This window comes from Clostridium beijerinckii (assembly GCF_036699995.1).
GTDB classification, from domain to species: Bacteria; Bacillota; Clostridia; order Clostridiales; family Clostridiaceae; genus Clostridium; species Clostridium helianthi.
In genome coordinates this window covers 455,123-471,734 of record NZ_CP144906.1, presented here as the reverse complement: position 1 = coordinate 471,734, position 16,612 = coordinate 455,123, and the positions used below count along the sequence as shown (strand labels likewise).

Genomic DNA, 16,612 nt, shown 5'->3' with positions numbered 1-16,612 from the left:
AAACATTCTACTATGCGTCGATTTTAGATAACTTTAAATCTTTTATAAATAGTTATAGTGTATTACTATACTGTTTATATTCTTCATCGAACGTATCTAGTTGTTTGTTTGGTTCCTCATTTATAAACTCTAAAAGAGAATCTAATTTTTCATAGAATACTACAATTATATCGTCCTTATTACTTATATCTATTGCATATTTTAACGCTTGAACTTCGTCTAGACAAATCTTTAAATTTGCATTTTTATTAGTTTTCAATATTGACTTTTCTAATATATCTGCAATCTCTCCAGATTTTCTACCCCTTTTATCCTTATCTTCTTTTATTACTATTTTATCAAAATTATTAGCACATATTTCTCCTATTGCGTATCCTATATCGTCTTTTCTATCTCCTGGTATTCCAATTACCCCAATTAAATCATTATCTCCTTTAATCTTTCTCAATGAAGATATAACCGCTTTATACCCTTCAATATTATGAGCATAATCTAATATAACTCTTCTGTTAAGGTAATTATACATATTAAATCTTCCGCTATTATCTTCGTTCTTTAACCCAAAATCCATAAAACCTTTTGAAATCATACAATAATCAACTTCTAAGCCTACAAGACCTGCACAAGCCGCCATTGCATTTTCTATATTATATTCTAATGTTCCATTATATGATATTGGTAACTCTCTAGCAGATACAATTTCATACTTCTTCTTATTATTAATCACACAAATCTTATCATCTTCAACAAATACAGCTATTTTTCCATTAGCTATATTTTCTTGTATCAACGGATTTTCTTTATCTTTTGAAAAATAAATCTTTTCTGCTGAGAATCTATTTATTACAGTTTTGCTATATTTATCATCGGCATTTACAACAACAAAACCATCATCTTTTACAGCTTCTCCTACTAAAGCTTTTGTAAAACTCAACTCTTCAATAGAATTAATTCCATCCAAGCCCAGATGATCATTTGTTATATTTGTGATTATTGCTACATCTGCCAACTCATATGCTAGCCCGCTTTTAACCAATCCTCCTCTAGCAGTTTCTAAAACAGCTACATCTACATCTTTATTCATCAGTATTGATCTTGCGCTATTAAATCCAGAATCGTCTCCCTTATGTATACACTTTTCATTCAAATATACACCATCAGTCGATGTCATGCCTACATTGCTTCCCATCTTTCTTAGTACATGACTTATTAACCTTGTAGTAGTTGTCTTTCCATTAGTGCCTGTAATAGATATTACAGGTATATTTTTAGGTTCTTCATCATAAAGCGTTTCAAGTATTGCTTTTCCAACATTACGCTTTTTACCTTTTGAAGGGAAATGGTGCATTCTTATACCTGGTGCAGCATTTATCTCTAAAACTATTCCATTATTGTCCTTGAGCGGAACACTAATATCTTTTGCACAAATATCAACTCCACAAATATCTAAACCTAAAGTTTTAGCTGCATTTATACAACTTTCTATATTCTCTTCGCAGATTTCATCAGTACAATCTATTGCTATTCCGCCAGTAGAAAGATTTGCATTCTCTCTTAATAATATTTTTTCACCCTCTTCAGGGATATAGTTTAGCTCCAATCCTCTTTTAGAAAGACATGCTATTAACTCAGCATCAATTTTTATTTTGGTTAATGCTTTTTCATGATCCTCTCCTCTTAATGGATCTTTATTAAGAACCTCTATTAACATTCTTAAACTATCTTTTCCATTTCCAATAACATATGGAGCAATTCTCAATGATGCAGCTACCACTTTATAATTCACGACACAAACTCTGTAGTCGCTTCCTTCAAAGTATTTTTCCAAAATTATATCCTTTTGATTTTTTCTTAAGTTAATATATGCATCAACCAATTGTTTTTGATCTTTTATATTTAGTATTACACCTTGACCTTTGTTTCCACATTGTGGCTTTAAAACCACTGGATATCCAATTCGTTCTGCTTCTTGTAATAACCCAATTAAATTAAGCACTTTGCTTCCATCAGCTACAGGTATATTTTGAGTTTGAAGCAACTGTTTTGTTAAGAGCTTATCACAAGATATATCAACTCCTACACAACTAGTCTTGTTTCCTATAGAAGCTTCTATAAGTCTACCTGCTTTTCCATATCCTATTTGATATATGGTGCTATCCCCTAATTGCATAACAGGAAGTTTATATTCCCTTGCCGCATCACATATTGCTTTTGTAGTCGCACCCATTTGCTCATTTTGCAATATGTTTTGTATAATTTTCATTCTTCCATCGAAATTTATTGGATTTTGTGCTATCAAAGAATTCATCAAATCTATGGCTAAATTAGCCACCTCAAGTATTGTATTTTTATATTCATATTGTACGATAATATAATACATATCGCCTTTAATTTCTCTTGCCTTTCCATAAGCAACATCTATCCCCAAATTATTTTGTATCGCTATCATAGTGTGTTCACAAATATGCGCTAGGTAAGTTCCTTCTTTTAGTCTTTTAACAAAACCACCTTCTTCATCAATTCCGCATCTATGATTTTTTAATTCAGGTATTATATTTACAAGATTAAAATTAAAATTCGGTATGTCCTTACTTGGTATTTCAGAATATCCTTCCAAATCCATATCTATTCTTATACATTTTTTATGAGAATAAATATTTTGGCCTTCATATATTCTCTTTTGTATTATCTTCATGATTAAACTTTTCCTCCTCAAAAGGTGACTTTTTTATAAGATCAAATTTATTTCCATCAGTTAATACATGCAACTTAACATTATGCATACTCAAAATATCATCTGCATATAATTCTGAAACATTAGTATATGTAATTGCACTACCATCGATAAAGTAAACTGCCCCTTCACCTATTACCTCTATCATTCCAGATTGGTTTACTACTATTCCTGTATTCTCGTCTATTCCTATACCTAAAACCTCAGGATTTTGTGCAATTCCTGTTAATAGTCTTCCTATTCTTCCTCTTTGAGCAAAATGTTGGTCAATTATAACGTCCTTAATCAACCCAAGCCCTGGAGACATTTTTAGTGTGCATTTTCTAGGATCATCGTCATCTTCCCCTTGAACTATCATTGTGTCACTCATTACAGATGCCCCTGCTGAAGTACCTACTATAAATGCACCATTCTTCCAAGCTTCTTCTAATGCATCATAAACCGGAGTTCCGCCAATTAAACTTGTTATCTTTAATTGATCTCCACCGGTAAAAAATATTAATGAGGACTCTCTGATTAGCTCTACATTCATATCATCAGACGCTTCTGTTCTCTCGCTTATATCTAATACCTTTATATTTTTTACTTCAAGCTCTCCAAATACCTCTTTATATTTATTTGCGGCTTCTTTAGGATAATCAGTTGCAATAGTTGCAATTAATAAAGTATCTTTACTTTTGTCAATTGAATCACATACTCTTTTTAAAATTTCTTTTTTGCCTTCTTTATCTTCGGCTCCTCCAATGATTATTAAATTACCACTTAAAACTTTTTTCAAATTTTCTCACCTCATATCATGCATTACATATTCTATCCACCAGATTAAATAATTATTCAAGAAATTTGGCTGCTGCAAATGCCAAATCACGTTTCCTATAAGAATAATTTCTCTAGTTTTTACTTCCTTAAGTTAGAAGTAATTAGCAACTATAAAACAAAACTTAGTTTGTGTATTTTTCATTTTATTATGTAACTATTTTTTTCTTCATATCCAAAAACTTTTTCTAAATTCTTTCTATTTTTTAGATTTTAATAATATTGCTTCGAAAAAAAGAGATACTCCAGAATTCATCTAATGAAATTCTTAAAGTATCTCTAATATTATGAATTTAATTAATTTTAGAATATTGCCCTTCCTGGTATTATCAATTTTTGTCCTTCTTCAATATGTTCTGGATCTTCAATCTTATTTATCTTAATCAAATCGTCAACTGTTGTATTATATTTTTTTGCTAAGTTCCAGAAAGTATCCCCTTTACCAATTACGTATATAGTAATACTGGCTTTCTTTTCTGGAATATCGCCCTCTTCTTCAACCACATCTGAAACAAATTCTTTATTCATTTCATACAATACTCTGCCAGATAGTATCACAGTAGCTTTAATCGCTATATTATTTCCTTCTATAGCTGCTTCAATGTTTTCTAAATTGCTTTTAATTATAGATTTCATATTTTCATCTGCACCTGCTATATCAATTGCAGCTGAAAATGGTATCTCTGCTTTAACACTTGATAGGTATTTTTCCTCATCAGTTGTCTTATACAATATACTTGCTTTTATAATTCCCTCTACAATAACTCTGTCTTTTACAACTTGTTTATCTGTTAATATTATAGCCCCATTAGCGGATATTATATGTTCAGGTCTCAAATCATTATCTTTCAATTGAATATTATACTTAACAATTGCTTCAGAATTATTCATTCCATGAAGAATTCCAACTTCATGTTCATCTTTTTTGAGACTAAGCAAACAATTGGTAGAATATGCATCTTTAATAGTATCTATGTTTTCTTTTGAAAATATCTTAACATTTGCTCTAACTACAAGCTCATCATTTATAATTCTTATTTCGCCTAAATCATCTTCTTCTAGCATTAAATCATTATTTGATATTTCATAGGAAACTGTTGGAATCATATCTGATGTTATACCATTAATTTCTTCCTCTTTTGATAAATAAATATCATCTTCTAATGGAATTATTTCCTTAGAATCTTCTCCTTTGTATAGTATATTTAATTTGCAGTAACAGCCAAGATAAACTTTATCTTCTGTTATTTTTATTTCCTTTTTATGAAGTAGTAAGGAACACTTTAATATTTTGCTGATTTGTGGTTTATCCATACCAACTCTAATCATAGATTTACCTACTAATTCAACATCTTCTGTTGCATTGATTTTATTAATTGTCTCTGTCTTTTTCAATACTTCTACTTGATCATTGCCCTCAATATCTTTTACAAATTCAAATTCATTGCTCTTGTAAAGTTCCCACTCTACAGTAACTATACCCTGAATAGATATTTTCCTCTCATTCATTATGTTTGCTTCAATATGTTCAATATTACACTCTGCCTCGCAAATTACTCTATTTTCCCCTTGATTTAAGTCAATATTATTTGTAAAGTTCTGATTATAATTTACTGAATTTACTGCGAGTCCCTCTTCTTTAGCTAAATATATTACTGTGTACTCAACCTTTCCTTCTATAACTACTTTATCTCCAATTATTTCTTTATTAGTTATCATGGGTCTAGCTTCAACAGTTAATATCTCTTGTACATCAGGATGGGTATCAGGGATTAAGTATTCATCTTTTAATACCGAATTCGTATTATTTTCCCTAAGCAATTGTTCAAACTGTACATTTTCTTTTACAATATCTATATCTGCCATATTTTATACCTCCATAAAATTCCTACTATTCATTTATATACATCTAAGTAGAAATTTATGATAAATATATTTTTATTTTATTCCCGAAAATCAAGTAAACCTTTTACTTGATCTACTTAACAATATTTTTTTAAATTTTTTTGCGTTTTTTATTGACATATACTATTTTTTGTCGTAATATAGTAATTGGTTATTGACCATATAACCTCTCATAAATTCTCAATACCCTTTTATACCATAGTTGAAAGATGGAAACCCACCATCTTTCTTTTTTTATAAAATTATTTAGTTAATCTAAATCCTATTATTATTTTAATCTTAAAATTATATTCTATTTATAGCTTTCTACGTATAAAAACACTTCTTACAATTTCTAATTCATTAATTATTTTAAATAAATATCAACGGCAGAAACTCATTTTTAAAATAAGAGAAAAAGAAAAAACTCCGAATTAATCGAAGCTTATATTCTAGTTGGAAATACCAATTGTACAGTCTTTGTTAATACATCTGAATAACTATAAGTCACGGTCCTTTGGGTGTCATTTTTTAATCTTATAACAAAAATACTTGGGTATACACTTTCAATTATACCATCATTAACTAAAATCTTTTTCCTTCCACCATTAGCTTTTAGAGTCACTTTCTGACCGACGTGTCTCTCTATATCGTTTTTAATGGAAGCAATAGTTTTAACTTTTTCCATGTAAACACCCTCTTTCATACTAATTATATAACAAAATCATAAATTAGTCAAGTAAAATAAATATTTTATCATTTATAGCACCATATTGTCAATGTAAACATTTTTCCAATTATATATGTTTTCAAGCTATTTTATTATATTATCTGCTTTTTCTTAATTATTATTCCCCTTATCGTTAAATTTAATTCTATAACATTTCATGATCTATAAATAACCTTAATTTTATTTTCAAGTAGATTCCATGGTCATGACTTTGATAATTTTATTTCGAGCATTTCCAATGTTATATACTGACCAATACTACTTACAGTAATATTGGTCAGTATTTTATTCTCTAATATATTTTTTAAGAAAATCTTAGTAGGCATTTTATATAAAGCTGGAATTCCCTCCCCGTTCAGAATTTATTCTCAACCATACCAAATTACATTTTTTAATTATATAAAAAATATTTTTCACTATAAAACAAAACACTCCTTTAATCACACGTACATTAAAGGAGTCTTTATATTTATTCTTTATTTTTCATTAATTAATTTTTCAATTTGATCAGCAATTTTTTCTGGCTCATAGGTTGGTGCAAATCTAGCTATCACTTTTCCTTCTTTTGATACAAGAAATTTTGTAAAATTCCACTTAATATCATCTCCGCTTGTATTAAAGCCTTTTTCTGATAAAAGATTATACAATCCCTTTGATGCATCGTCTTCATTTGCAATAGGGGCCTCTTTCTTTAAGAAAACATATAACGGATCACTATTCTCTCCATTTACATCAATCTTTGCAAATGTTTTAAAAGTTGTTCCGTATGTTAATTTACAAAAATTTGATATCTCTTCATTAGTCCCAGGCGCTTGCTCAAAGAATTGATTTGATGGAAAATCTAATATTTCAAACCCGCTGTCTTTATATTTATCATAAAGCTTTTGAAGCCCTTCGTATTGTGGAGTAAACCCACATCCTGTAGCAGTATTAACAATTAGTAATACTTTTCCTTTATATGTCTCCATAGAAACCAGATTTCCATTTATATCTTTTACTGAATAATCATATATCATTTTGCTTCTCTCCTTATCATCTTTAATATAAAATTAAGCGAATAAGCTTATATCTTAACAAATTATATTTTATAAAATTCAATTTTTTAAAATTATTATATATTCTATTATTATTTTTGTCAAATAGAAATACTATATTCATTAATTATAGTTAAAAACTTCAATACTCTTACTAATTACTTTGATGTATTGAAGTTTTTAATCATTTATTTTATGCAATTACTATCTAAATTATTTATTAAATATAAGGAGATTTAGGATATCCTTCTCTGTACTTTCCCCTAGTCTGCAATCCTCCAACTCCCTTTATTCCTGTTATCGTGTTTTCAATAACATCAGTTATTGAAACCACCTTATCAATTCTTGTATAAGCAATCTTCTCACATACAAAAACAGGATCAAGGCAATGAATTAATACTCGATTTGGACTCGAGGCAAAATTTGCACCTACGTCTAATATTCTTTCATAGCAACTTTGACAAGCCCCTGCAAATATTACTAGTTCATCATAACTCGAATTATAATTTCTTAAATTTTTGACCGACTCTAAATAATATCTTGAATTTCTATAATTATCTAGATTCAAATAATCCCTTGGTTCTCGTAAAACACTATCGTGCCCAGTTAAAACTACTATGTCAGGTTTTACTTCTTTAACTAAATCTACTATTACTTCCGGTTGATCTTTTTCCGCTATAGCTCTCCCCACTGCATCTAAAGATAATTGCTTATATACCTTTAGACAAGTCTCCATGTACTCACTATCCCCATCTACATGGAGAATTTTCCCCGGCCTTCCAAACATCAATTCATTTTTCGTCTTTATCTTGGGAGATTTTTCAACTTTATCCCTAAGATCACCTCTTAGTATCATAGCTTTCTTTATGGCCTCATTAACTCTTGTATTTAATATTTTATCCTGAGACCCAGTGTCCTCTTCAGCAATTTCAAGGTCATCCAAACTTGCATCTGCTATTATTCTTATATTAATTCCTTTTAGAATTATATTATACTTTCCACCACTATCTTTAATATCAATTATTTTAAAAGTAATATCTTTATTATAAGATTTTCTAACAACTATATCTCCTATTTCCATTACTTTCTCCTAATACATTCTTTCACATTATAATATGGTAAAGATTATTAAAGGTTTCTAAATTAATCCAAGAATGATTTTATTCTATCTAGCGAAGAACAAAGTCGTAAGCTCTACTTTGGATACGTTAATTAACCCGCTCAAAAGGTCATACTCTCAATGAGTACCTCTTCCACAGATTTTACCGAATTACAATTTTCTAAAGAATAAAAAAATAAATGAACTAACACGAAATAATTTTTAATTATTTCGGTAGTTCATATTATTATGTTTATTATATCTTATATTCATTCTTGAATTTTTCTAAAAATTCTAGGTATTTCTCTTGCTCATGTATTATTGATTCTAACTTACCTGCAAATGTATTTTGCCCCCAATTAACTTCATTATAATAATATCTATTTGCAAGCCTCCAATATCTTTGTGGGAATTGAAGATATGCATATAATACCTTATATTCCTCTGGTTTTAATTTTGATACTGAATCATAGGATTCTATAATAGCTGTCGCAAATTCTAAATTCCACTCAACTCTCTTTAGCACCTTTATCATAAAATTGCTTATATCAAAAGTTCTAACTTCTCTTTTACAGTAATCAAAATCTATAACATGTACATCCATACTATCGCTTAAAATTATATTATGATAAGTAAAATCATGATGGCAAAAACTTTTTTCATTCTCAGCAATTGCACATAACTCATAGTAATCTGACTCATTTAAAGTTACTAAGGATTTCTTTCCGATCTCTTTATAAAACTCCATAGACTTTAAATAAAGCATATCAAAATCACTTTTTATACTTTTTTTCCTTACCATATCTCTCATTTTATCTAAAGATTTAATTCTTTTTTCTATTAAATGAGGCCATCTGCCAAGATCACTTTTGAGCTTAGAATTCTCAGGTGGATCATATCCCTTAGATGCTTCATGGAGATTAGCTAAAGTCTTTGCTGCTATTTTTACTTCATCTATGTTATGGAAGTCACATTCCCTTCCTTCTAACCATTCAGACAAAGTATATAAGTCTTCATTAACCAACGCATAAGGCTCTCCATTTATGTTTAAATAGTATTTATCTAAATTATTAAAACCATTTTTTCTTAAGTGCTCTTTAGCACCATACACGAACAATAACTTTTGGGGTCCATAATTTATTTTTTTCAAACATCTCTCGCCTTTATCTGTTTTAAGATAGTATACGCCTTTATTTGCCTTTATTTTTTCTATCTTTATATTGAATTGTCTTTCAATTTCAAATTCCCTCATCATACTTCTCACCTCCTGTATATTTATATGAGGATATCATTTCTTTTATTAACATTTTTTATATTCTTTTAATATAATAGATTAAGACAAATGCTATGAAAGGGTTTAATAATGAAAATAGGAATAGATGGTAGAGCTGCAAAGTGGTATCGAGGCACTGGTATAGGTACCTATACTTATCAGTTAATATCTAGCCTCAACAATGTTGATAGTAGCAATAACTATTTAATTTTCACACCACAATGCGACTTTATAACCGATTTAAAGAATAATTTTAAAACAGAACTTATTGAATCAATACCTTCTAATAGTTTTTGGGATGATATAAATGTTCCCAATATATTAAATAATGCAGACATAGAGCTTTACCATGTCCCACAAAACGGGGTTGGTCTATCAGAAAATGTTGAATGCAAAAAAGTTATTACTCTACATGATATAATTCCTTTAAGAATGCCTGAAACTGTTAGTGATAGATATTTAAAAATATTTAATAATGAACTGCCTAAAATTTTAGATAATTGTGATGGAATAATTACTGTATCTAATTACTCTAAGAATGATATTGCTAAGGAATTTAACTTTCCTGCTGAAAAGATTTATGTTACCCCATTAGCTGCTGAAGATATTTACAGACCAATGAGTAAATGTAGATCTAAAGACTTTATTACCGAGAAATATGGGATAAAGGAAGACTTCGTACTTTACGTTGGAGGATTTAGTCCAAGAAAGAATATTATAGGACTAATAGAAGCTTATTCTAAACTCCCAAGTAAATTAAAAGAAAGCTTCAAACTAGTTATAATTGGTCGTAAGGGTCCTTCTTATACTAAATACAAAAATAGAGCTGATGATCTAAATATATCTAATAACGTTATTTTTACTGATTTTATTCCCATTGAAGATATGCCGTTATTTTACAACGCTGCCGAGGTCCTTGTATACCCTTCTTTTTATGAAGGATTTGGACTTCCTCCTATAGAGGCTATGGCATGCGGTACTCCTGTAATAGCTTCTAATGTTACGTCATTACCTGAAGTATGCCATGAATCAGCTCTTTTTATAGATCCTAATGACATTGATTCACTATCATATGACATAGAAAGAGTTTTAAGTAATAGCTTATTAAGGTTAACAATGGTCAAAAAAAGCCTAACACGAAGTAAAAACTTTTCTTGGAATAAAACAGCTCTAGATACAATAGCCGCCTATGAAGCTATAATAAATTCATAGAATAAGACACTAACTATATAAAGTAAAATTTATATTTTTTATATAACTAGTAAAATTCCTTCATAGTTTTTGTAGTTAGCTACCTTATAAGTGATATATATTACAACAGTTTCAATTAATCAATTTTTATTAAATATCTATATAAAGGCAAGAAAATCATAAGAGATTTTCTTGCCTTTATAAATTCTCCATATTTTTTAACTAATAAGAAACCAATATTCTATTTATGAAATAAAATATTGGCTTAATCATTATTATAAATAAATCAATTATAAATTAGATTTATATTATTCTTTGCATTCAAATAAATTAAACTTATACTTAAATTACTTCTTTACTTCAGAACCTATGAAAAATTTATTTTTTAAAACTTTTAAAAATTCATATCTAAAGTCATCATTGCTCAACTTTCCTTCAAATCTGCTTAAATATACTTCATATTCCCAGTTCTTTCTCTTATGATAATAATCTCTTGATATTGTATAGAAATCTTTAGGGAACTTTATAAGTATATACAAAAGTTCTTTTTCTTCTTTTTTTAGAATTGACACATTCTCATATCCATTAATGCAAGTTGACATCTTGTCTACATCGAAGGCGGCATTCTTTATACACTTCAAAATAAAATTCCATATATCCATTACTCTTAAATCTATGGTCATAAAATCAAAATCTATTATATTTATTTCATTATTTTTGGTTAAGAAATTATGATAAGCTAAATCATTATGACACAAACGAATAGTATCCCCATCCTGTCTTAGGCTATCATATGAGCTTTTTTCAAGGTCATCTTGAACCTCTTTAATTTCATTTAAATACTTATCTACATTGTTCATAAATAATTTATCAAATTCATTTTTATATTTGTACGTATCTACTAAGCTCTTCATCCAAATCAAATCATCATATGCTTCTTTAATTTTATCTTTCAAAGATATATCTAAAAAATCTTTTTTGTATTTATCTTTCAAATATTCTCTTAATCCTTTTGAAGCTTTATGCATTAAAGCTATATTTTCTGCACAAAGATCAATTTCTACTGGATTAGAAAATGATGCTTCTCTTCCATTCAATATGTCCATAACAATATAAATTTGTCCATTCCACTCTTTATAACATAAATCATCTCTGAACCTTTTATATGTTATTACATGTTCATAACTCTTTTTTACATAGTCTAAAGAATCACTTATTAAATTGACTCTATCTACATCATAATTTACTCTTTTCAATATTTTATTTCCTTCGTCTGTATATACCAAAAATACTTTTCTAAGTGGAACAATGTCGTTTACTTTTATTCCTAGTTCTTCGAAGAACTTTAGGCTCAAATCATAATCGCATAAATAATTTTTTTCTGAATACTTAGTTCTATTCATATTCTTCCTCCTAACAACTAAGCTTTAGGTATAAACAATAACTACCTTTGGTTACCTATATGATAAAATTTTTACTTTCATACTTTAAACTTTTCTTCAATCCATTTAATAATTGTTCGTCATTCCTTGTTTTCCTACTACCCTTGCATTCTCCATTTTGCATATCATAAATTTCTCTTATATTATCCTTTCTACTATCTCTATACCTCTCCCAAAACTTTAAGAAATCCTTTGGATAGCTACAAAGCCCTCTTAAATAATCAAAGCTGTTAAATGATAAGTGTGATCCATGCACAAATAACTTTATTAGTTCTTCCTCATCTATATTAATTTCCTTTCTTTGTAGTTTCTTAATATAATTATATAAGTCCTCTTCTACTAAGTTATATGTCATACCTTTTATTGTACACACTTCTATTTTTTCATTATTTTTTCTTAAATTACTTTTATCAACTTTACCAAGGCAGATTTCTTCTCTATTCATACTACGTCTTATAACTCCAAAGTAGTCATGTTCATAAATATAATTTATAGCCTTATTAGCTTTTTCCAACATTATTTTTCCGTTTGATAATATGATATTCTCTATCTCATTTGTACATGTTTTACTAGATACATATGAATAATTCTTTTGTAGTTTTCTTATCTGCACTTTATAAGATTCCACTTCTCTGCCTATTGTGCTTTTAATTTTGCTTAATCCCGTTAGATTGCCACCTAATAATAATTTATGAAATTCTATAATTAAATCAACTTGAGAAACTATATCATTTCTTTGCATATTTTTATCATAACTAAAACCTTGTCCAACAATAGCTATTCCTTTTTTATTTAAATACTGATTAATCAATAATTCATCCATATTAATTTCCCCCACTAAAATAACTATCAATAAACTTTTCTCTAAATTCACAATCGTTTAAGTACTTCTCTAACTTATTAATAAAAAATTCTTCTCCCCATGGTTGCTGTTCCCAATAAACCTGCAACCCTATTTGCCAGAAAGCCTGAGGAAATCTTATAAATTCTCTAATTATAGGTAGCTCTTCTTTTCTTATTTCTATTCTCTCACTATAGGCATTTAAAATTAGATTGCATTTGTCGCTTTCCCATTTTCCATCTTTCATTGATCTTATTAATAAAGAAGATACGTCGTGGAGATGTGAATCTAATATGCAGTAATCAAAATCTATAATATTAATATTTTTCTTATTATCTATTAATATATTATGATGGGCATAGTCATGGTGGCAGAATCCTCTTGAAAAGACTTCCTTCTCCATAACCTTTACATAATTATTTTTTTGAAGACCTGTTATACTTTTTTCTGCTCTATTTAATTCTTTTTCCATATTATCCAAATACAATAAATCAAAATTTGATTTATATGCTTTTTGACTTATTCTATTTTTAAAATCCAAGATTTCTCTTTTCCTTGTTTCAAAAACATCTATCCATGAAAACCATCCAATCCTTGGTTTCATCTCTTTCTTCAATGTAAAGCCTTTGCTACATTCATGTAATTTTGCAAGCTCATTTGATACCATTGATAATTCTATTGGATTATCATAATTACTTACTCTCGATGGAATCCATTTTGTTAAGTACGCATACTTTCCGTTTATGTTCCCATATTCTTTTTTTTCTCTATTCATAATAAATTCAGGGATATCCCCAAATCCATTTCTTTGTAAATGCTTCATTGCAGATAAGATAAAATAAAAATGAGAGAATTCATATTTAACTACTTTCAAACAATATCTCTCATCCTTTGTAATAACTTTATAACTATTTTTAACTTTTTCAATATCTTCTACATCTAAATTATAATTTTCTTCAATATAGCCTTTAATTTTAAGTATCTCCTTATTATTCTCCATAAACTTTTCCTACCAGCTATTATTTATTTTTATTATATGTGCTCAAATAATTTATTGTGATTTATATTCACAAAAATTAAAAACTAATAATATTCTGTACTATATATGTAATTTGTTGAGGTGTTCATATGAAAATTGCCATTGATGCTCGTAGTTCCACTTTACATCAAGGAACTGGAATTGGTACTTATACTAGTAATCTTATATCAGAGATTCTTTCTTTAGATTCGAATGATGAATTCACTCTATTTTGCTCTGGAAAATTTAACAAAGAATTCAACAAGGAAAATGTTAATATAATTTATTCTTCAGGTAGACATGGCGGTTTTTATGAAAAATATTATATACCTAATGCACTAAACAAGGTCCATGCTGACCTATACCATATTCCTCAAAACGGAATAGGATTTGATTTTGATACAAAAATACCAACTATAGTTACAATCCATGATCTAATCCCATATATAATGCCTGAAACTGTTGGCAAAGGATACCTAGAACGATTTTTAAATAATATGCCAAATATAATTTCTAATTCACGCGGCATTCTAACAGTTTCTGAATACTCTAAAAGAGATATATTGAAGTTCTTTAGTTTTTATCCTGAAGAAAAAATATTTGTAACTCCACTTGCCGCTAATAATAATTTTAAACCTTTAGATAAGAATCAATGCAAGCTATACGTAAAAAACACATTTAAAGTTGATGATCCTTATATACTATATATAGGTGGGTTTAGTTTAAGGAAAAATGCCTTAGGATTAATTAAATCATTTTGTAAAGTTTATAAAGACTTGAATAAGCCTTATAAGTTATTGCTTGGGGGCCCTTTAAAAGATGAGGGTGAAAAGTTACTTTCATTTGTTCAAGAAAATAATTTACAAGACAAAGTTGTCTTTTGTGGCTATATAGAAGATGATATTCTTCCTGTTCTTTATAGCGGGTGTGATGCATTTGTATACCCTTCCTTCTATGAAGGATTTGGACTTCCTCCACTTGAAGCAATGAGCTGTAAGGCACCAGTTATAACATCTTCTATAACTTCTATTCCAGAAGTAACTGGCGATAGTGCTATTTTGATAAATCCATATAATATAGATGAATTAGACAATGCGTTAGTTGATCTTTTGAATAATGAAACTTTAAAAGCTGAGCTTAGTGAAAAGGGATACCTAAGAAGCCTTAACTTTACTTGGAATAAGACCGCCAAGAACACCTTAAATGCCTATAGAAGTTTAATATCTTAGACTTTTATTATTATTTAAATCTCTCGTAATAAATCAAATGTGAATTCAGAGTGATATTTCAAATACTATATTAAAATAAATTCAGCATTATAAGAAACACCTTACTGTTTTCCTTATAATGCTGATAATCTAAAACTATTTATATAAATTTTCATTATTAATTGGTATTTGCTCGAATCTCTTGCTTTATCTTTATATATTCGTCGTAATCACTTATGCTTGGAGTCTTTTCTTCTATATTGCTTAATACTACAAGAGGACTTTTTTCAGTAAAATTTTTTACTGGCTCTTCAATATCTTTAGTATTATAAGTATATAAATAGCTTGAGAAAAACTTTCCTTCCTTAACATATTTAACAGCTTCCTTATTGTTAGTTATTACGTAAGTTATAAATTTTTCAATTAGCTTATCATTCTCGCTGTTTTGGTTTAATATCAATAAATTATCGCCTTCTGATGAAAAAAACTTATTAGCCCCTGATTTAAGGCTAGGCACGTTATTAACGCTCCACGTACAAGGAACATCTAATGCTGCTATTTCTTTCATGGCATTAATAGACGATATTCTTGCTAAGAATTCCCCTCCACTTTGTAAGTTTAAAATGTTATTATCCTCTAATTTTTTCATCGTAGCTTGAACTTCTGATTTAACTACATCTATGCTTTTATCACCATCACTTAATGTTTCCATGGTTAATAAATCCATCAAATCTTCGTAATCTTGATCAGTTGCATTAATTATAAATATTTTTCCGTTACTTTTTTCATGAATATCTTTTCCAACCCTTATGATATCATCCCATGTATTCAAACTATCTCTTTCATATCCATAACTTTTTAATAAATCTTCTCTGACATAGAAAGCTAATGGCCTAGATGTTAAAGGTATTCCTATGGAATTATCACCATACTTAACCTGAGCTACCCTATACTTAGAAAAATTCTTAGCATATTCGCTCAAGAGCTTATCATCCTTATTATAATATTCATAGTTATCTAATTTTAGTTTATCAAAACTAAACCTATCTATCTGAACTATACTAGAAATCTTTGATTTCGTACTTCCTTCTGAATTATTATTAAGTATCTGATTGTAATTTTCTAACTTTTTTACACTTATTGAAGTTCTATCATTCTCCTTCATAAAATTATTTGCGCACTCAACTAAGTACTCATAGGAATTCTCATTTACTAAGAGCTCTATATTTCCTCTAACTTGCTGCTCTTTATTTGGTTGAAATAGATTAATGCTTACTATTCCCATTAGCAAAAGAACCGAAAATACAATAGCATATTTAATTTTATTTTTCATATTTACATA

13 protein-coding genes are annotated in these 16,612 nt (G+C 28.5%); 2 read left to right on the top strand and 11 right to left on the bottom strand.

Going from position 1 to position 16,612, the window contains the following annotated elements; translation table 11 throughout:
• Positions 1–52: 52 nt before the first annotated feature.
• From cphA to PZA12_RS02325, 7 genes are all read right to left on the bottom strand, one after another.
• Positions 53–2,695, bottom strand: coding sequence for a cyanophycin synthetase (gene cphA / locus PZA12_RS02355; RefSeq protein ID WP_078115786.1), 2,643 nt, complete (start codon positions 2,693–2,695; stop codon positions 53–55).
• Positions 2,667–3,512, bottom strand: a complete 846-nt coding sequence (locus PZA12_RS02350; RefSeq protein WP_077838006.1) for a cyanophycinase — start codon at positions 3,510–3,512, stop codon at positions 2,667–2,669. The genes cphA and PZA12_RS02350 overlap by 29 nt, the downstream gene beginning before the upstream one ends.
• A 341-nt stretch (positions 3,513–3,853) precedes the next feature.
• On the bottom strand, positions 3,854–5,416 hold the full coding sequence (locus PZA12_RS02345) for a DUF3794 and LysM peptidoglycan-binding domain-containing protein (protein WP_077838007.1): 1,563 nt from the start codon (positions 5,414–5,416) through the stop codon (positions 3,854–3,856).
• 463 nt (positions 5,417–5,879) lie between these two features.
• Positions 5,880–6,122 carry a Veg family protein gene (locus PZA12_RS02340; protein ID WP_011967739.1) on the bottom strand — a complete coding sequence of 81 codons (243 nt, stop codon included), beginning with the start codon at positions 6,120–6,122 and terminating at the stop codon, positions 5,880–5,882.
• Between the two features lie 518 nt (positions 6,123–6,640).
• The gene (locus PZA12_RS02335; protein WP_078115785.1) at positions 6,641–7,180 is read right to left on the bottom strand and encodes a glutathione peroxidase; all 540 of its coding nucleotides are present in this window, start codon (positions 7,178–7,180) and stop codon (positions 6,641–6,643) included.
• Between the two features lie 238 nt (positions 7,181–7,418).
• Positions 7,419–8,279 carry a sporulation peptidase YabG gene (yabG, locus tag PZA12_RS02330; RefSeq protein ID WP_077838009.1) on the bottom strand — a complete coding sequence of 287 codons (861 nt, stop codon included), beginning with the start codon at positions 8,277–8,279 and terminating at the stop codon, positions 7,419–7,421.
• A 274-nt stretch (positions 8,280–8,553) separates the two neighbouring features.
• Entirely contained in the window at positions 8,554–9,552 is a 999-nt protein-coding gene (locus PZA12_RS02325) for a CotS family spore coat protein (RefSeq protein ID WP_011967736.1), read from the bottom strand.
• A 108-nt stretch (positions 9,553–9,660) separates the two neighbouring features.
• Here PZA12_RS02325 and PZA12_RS02320 point away from each other — a divergent pair, with 108 nt between their 5' ends.
• Positions 9,661–10,782 (top strand): glycosyltransferase family 4 protein, encoded by a 1,122-nt coding sequence (locus tag PZA12_RS02320; RefSeq protein ID WP_077838010.1) that lies wholly within the window; start codon positions 9,661–9,663, stop codon positions 10,780–10,782.
• A gap of 326 nt (positions 10,783–11,108) precedes the next feature.
• On the opposite strand, the gene PZA12_RS02315 is transcribed toward PZA12_RS02320, so the two are convergent.
• The 3 genes from PZA12_RS02315 to PZA12_RS02305 are packed head-to-tail and all read right to left on the bottom strand — an operon-like array spanning position 11,109 to position 14,044.
• Positions 11,109–12,164: a CotS family spore coat protein gene (locus PZA12_RS02315; RefSeq protein WP_077842726.1), complete on the bottom strand. Its 1,056-nt coding sequence runs from the start codon at positions 12,162–12,164 to the stop codon at positions 11,109–11,111.
• Between the two features lie 55 nt (positions 12,165–12,219).
• A complete protein-coding gene (locus tag PZA12_RS02310; RefSeq protein WP_077842727.1) occupies positions 12,220–13,026 on the bottom strand; it encodes a spore coat protein in 807 nt (268 codons plus the stop codon).
• A gap of 1 nt (position 13,027) precedes the next feature.
• On the bottom strand, positions 13,028–14,044 hold the full coding sequence (locus PZA12_RS02305) for a CotS family spore coat protein (RefSeq protein ID WP_065415916.1): 1,017 nt from the start codon (positions 14,042–14,044) through the stop codon (positions 13,028–13,030).
• 128 nt (positions 14,045–14,172) lie between these two features.
• Between PZA12_RS02305 and PZA12_RS02300 the strand changes: the two genes are divergently transcribed.
• A complete protein-coding gene (locus tag PZA12_RS02300) occupies positions 14,173–15,291 on the top strand; it encodes a glycosyltransferase family 4 protein (protein WP_077842729.1) in 1,119 nt (372 codons plus the stop codon).
• Between the two features lie 157 nt (positions 15,292–15,448).
• Here PZA12_RS02300 and PZA12_RS02295 read toward each other — a convergent pair whose 3' ends face one another.
• Positions 15,449–16,603 carry an ABC transporter substrate-binding protein gene (locus tag PZA12_RS02295; protein WP_078115783.1) on the bottom strand — a complete coding sequence of 385 codons (1,155 nt, stop codon included), beginning with the start codon at positions 16,601–16,603 and terminating at the stop codon, positions 15,449–15,451.
• Positions 16,604–16,612: the final 9 nt, after the last annotated feature.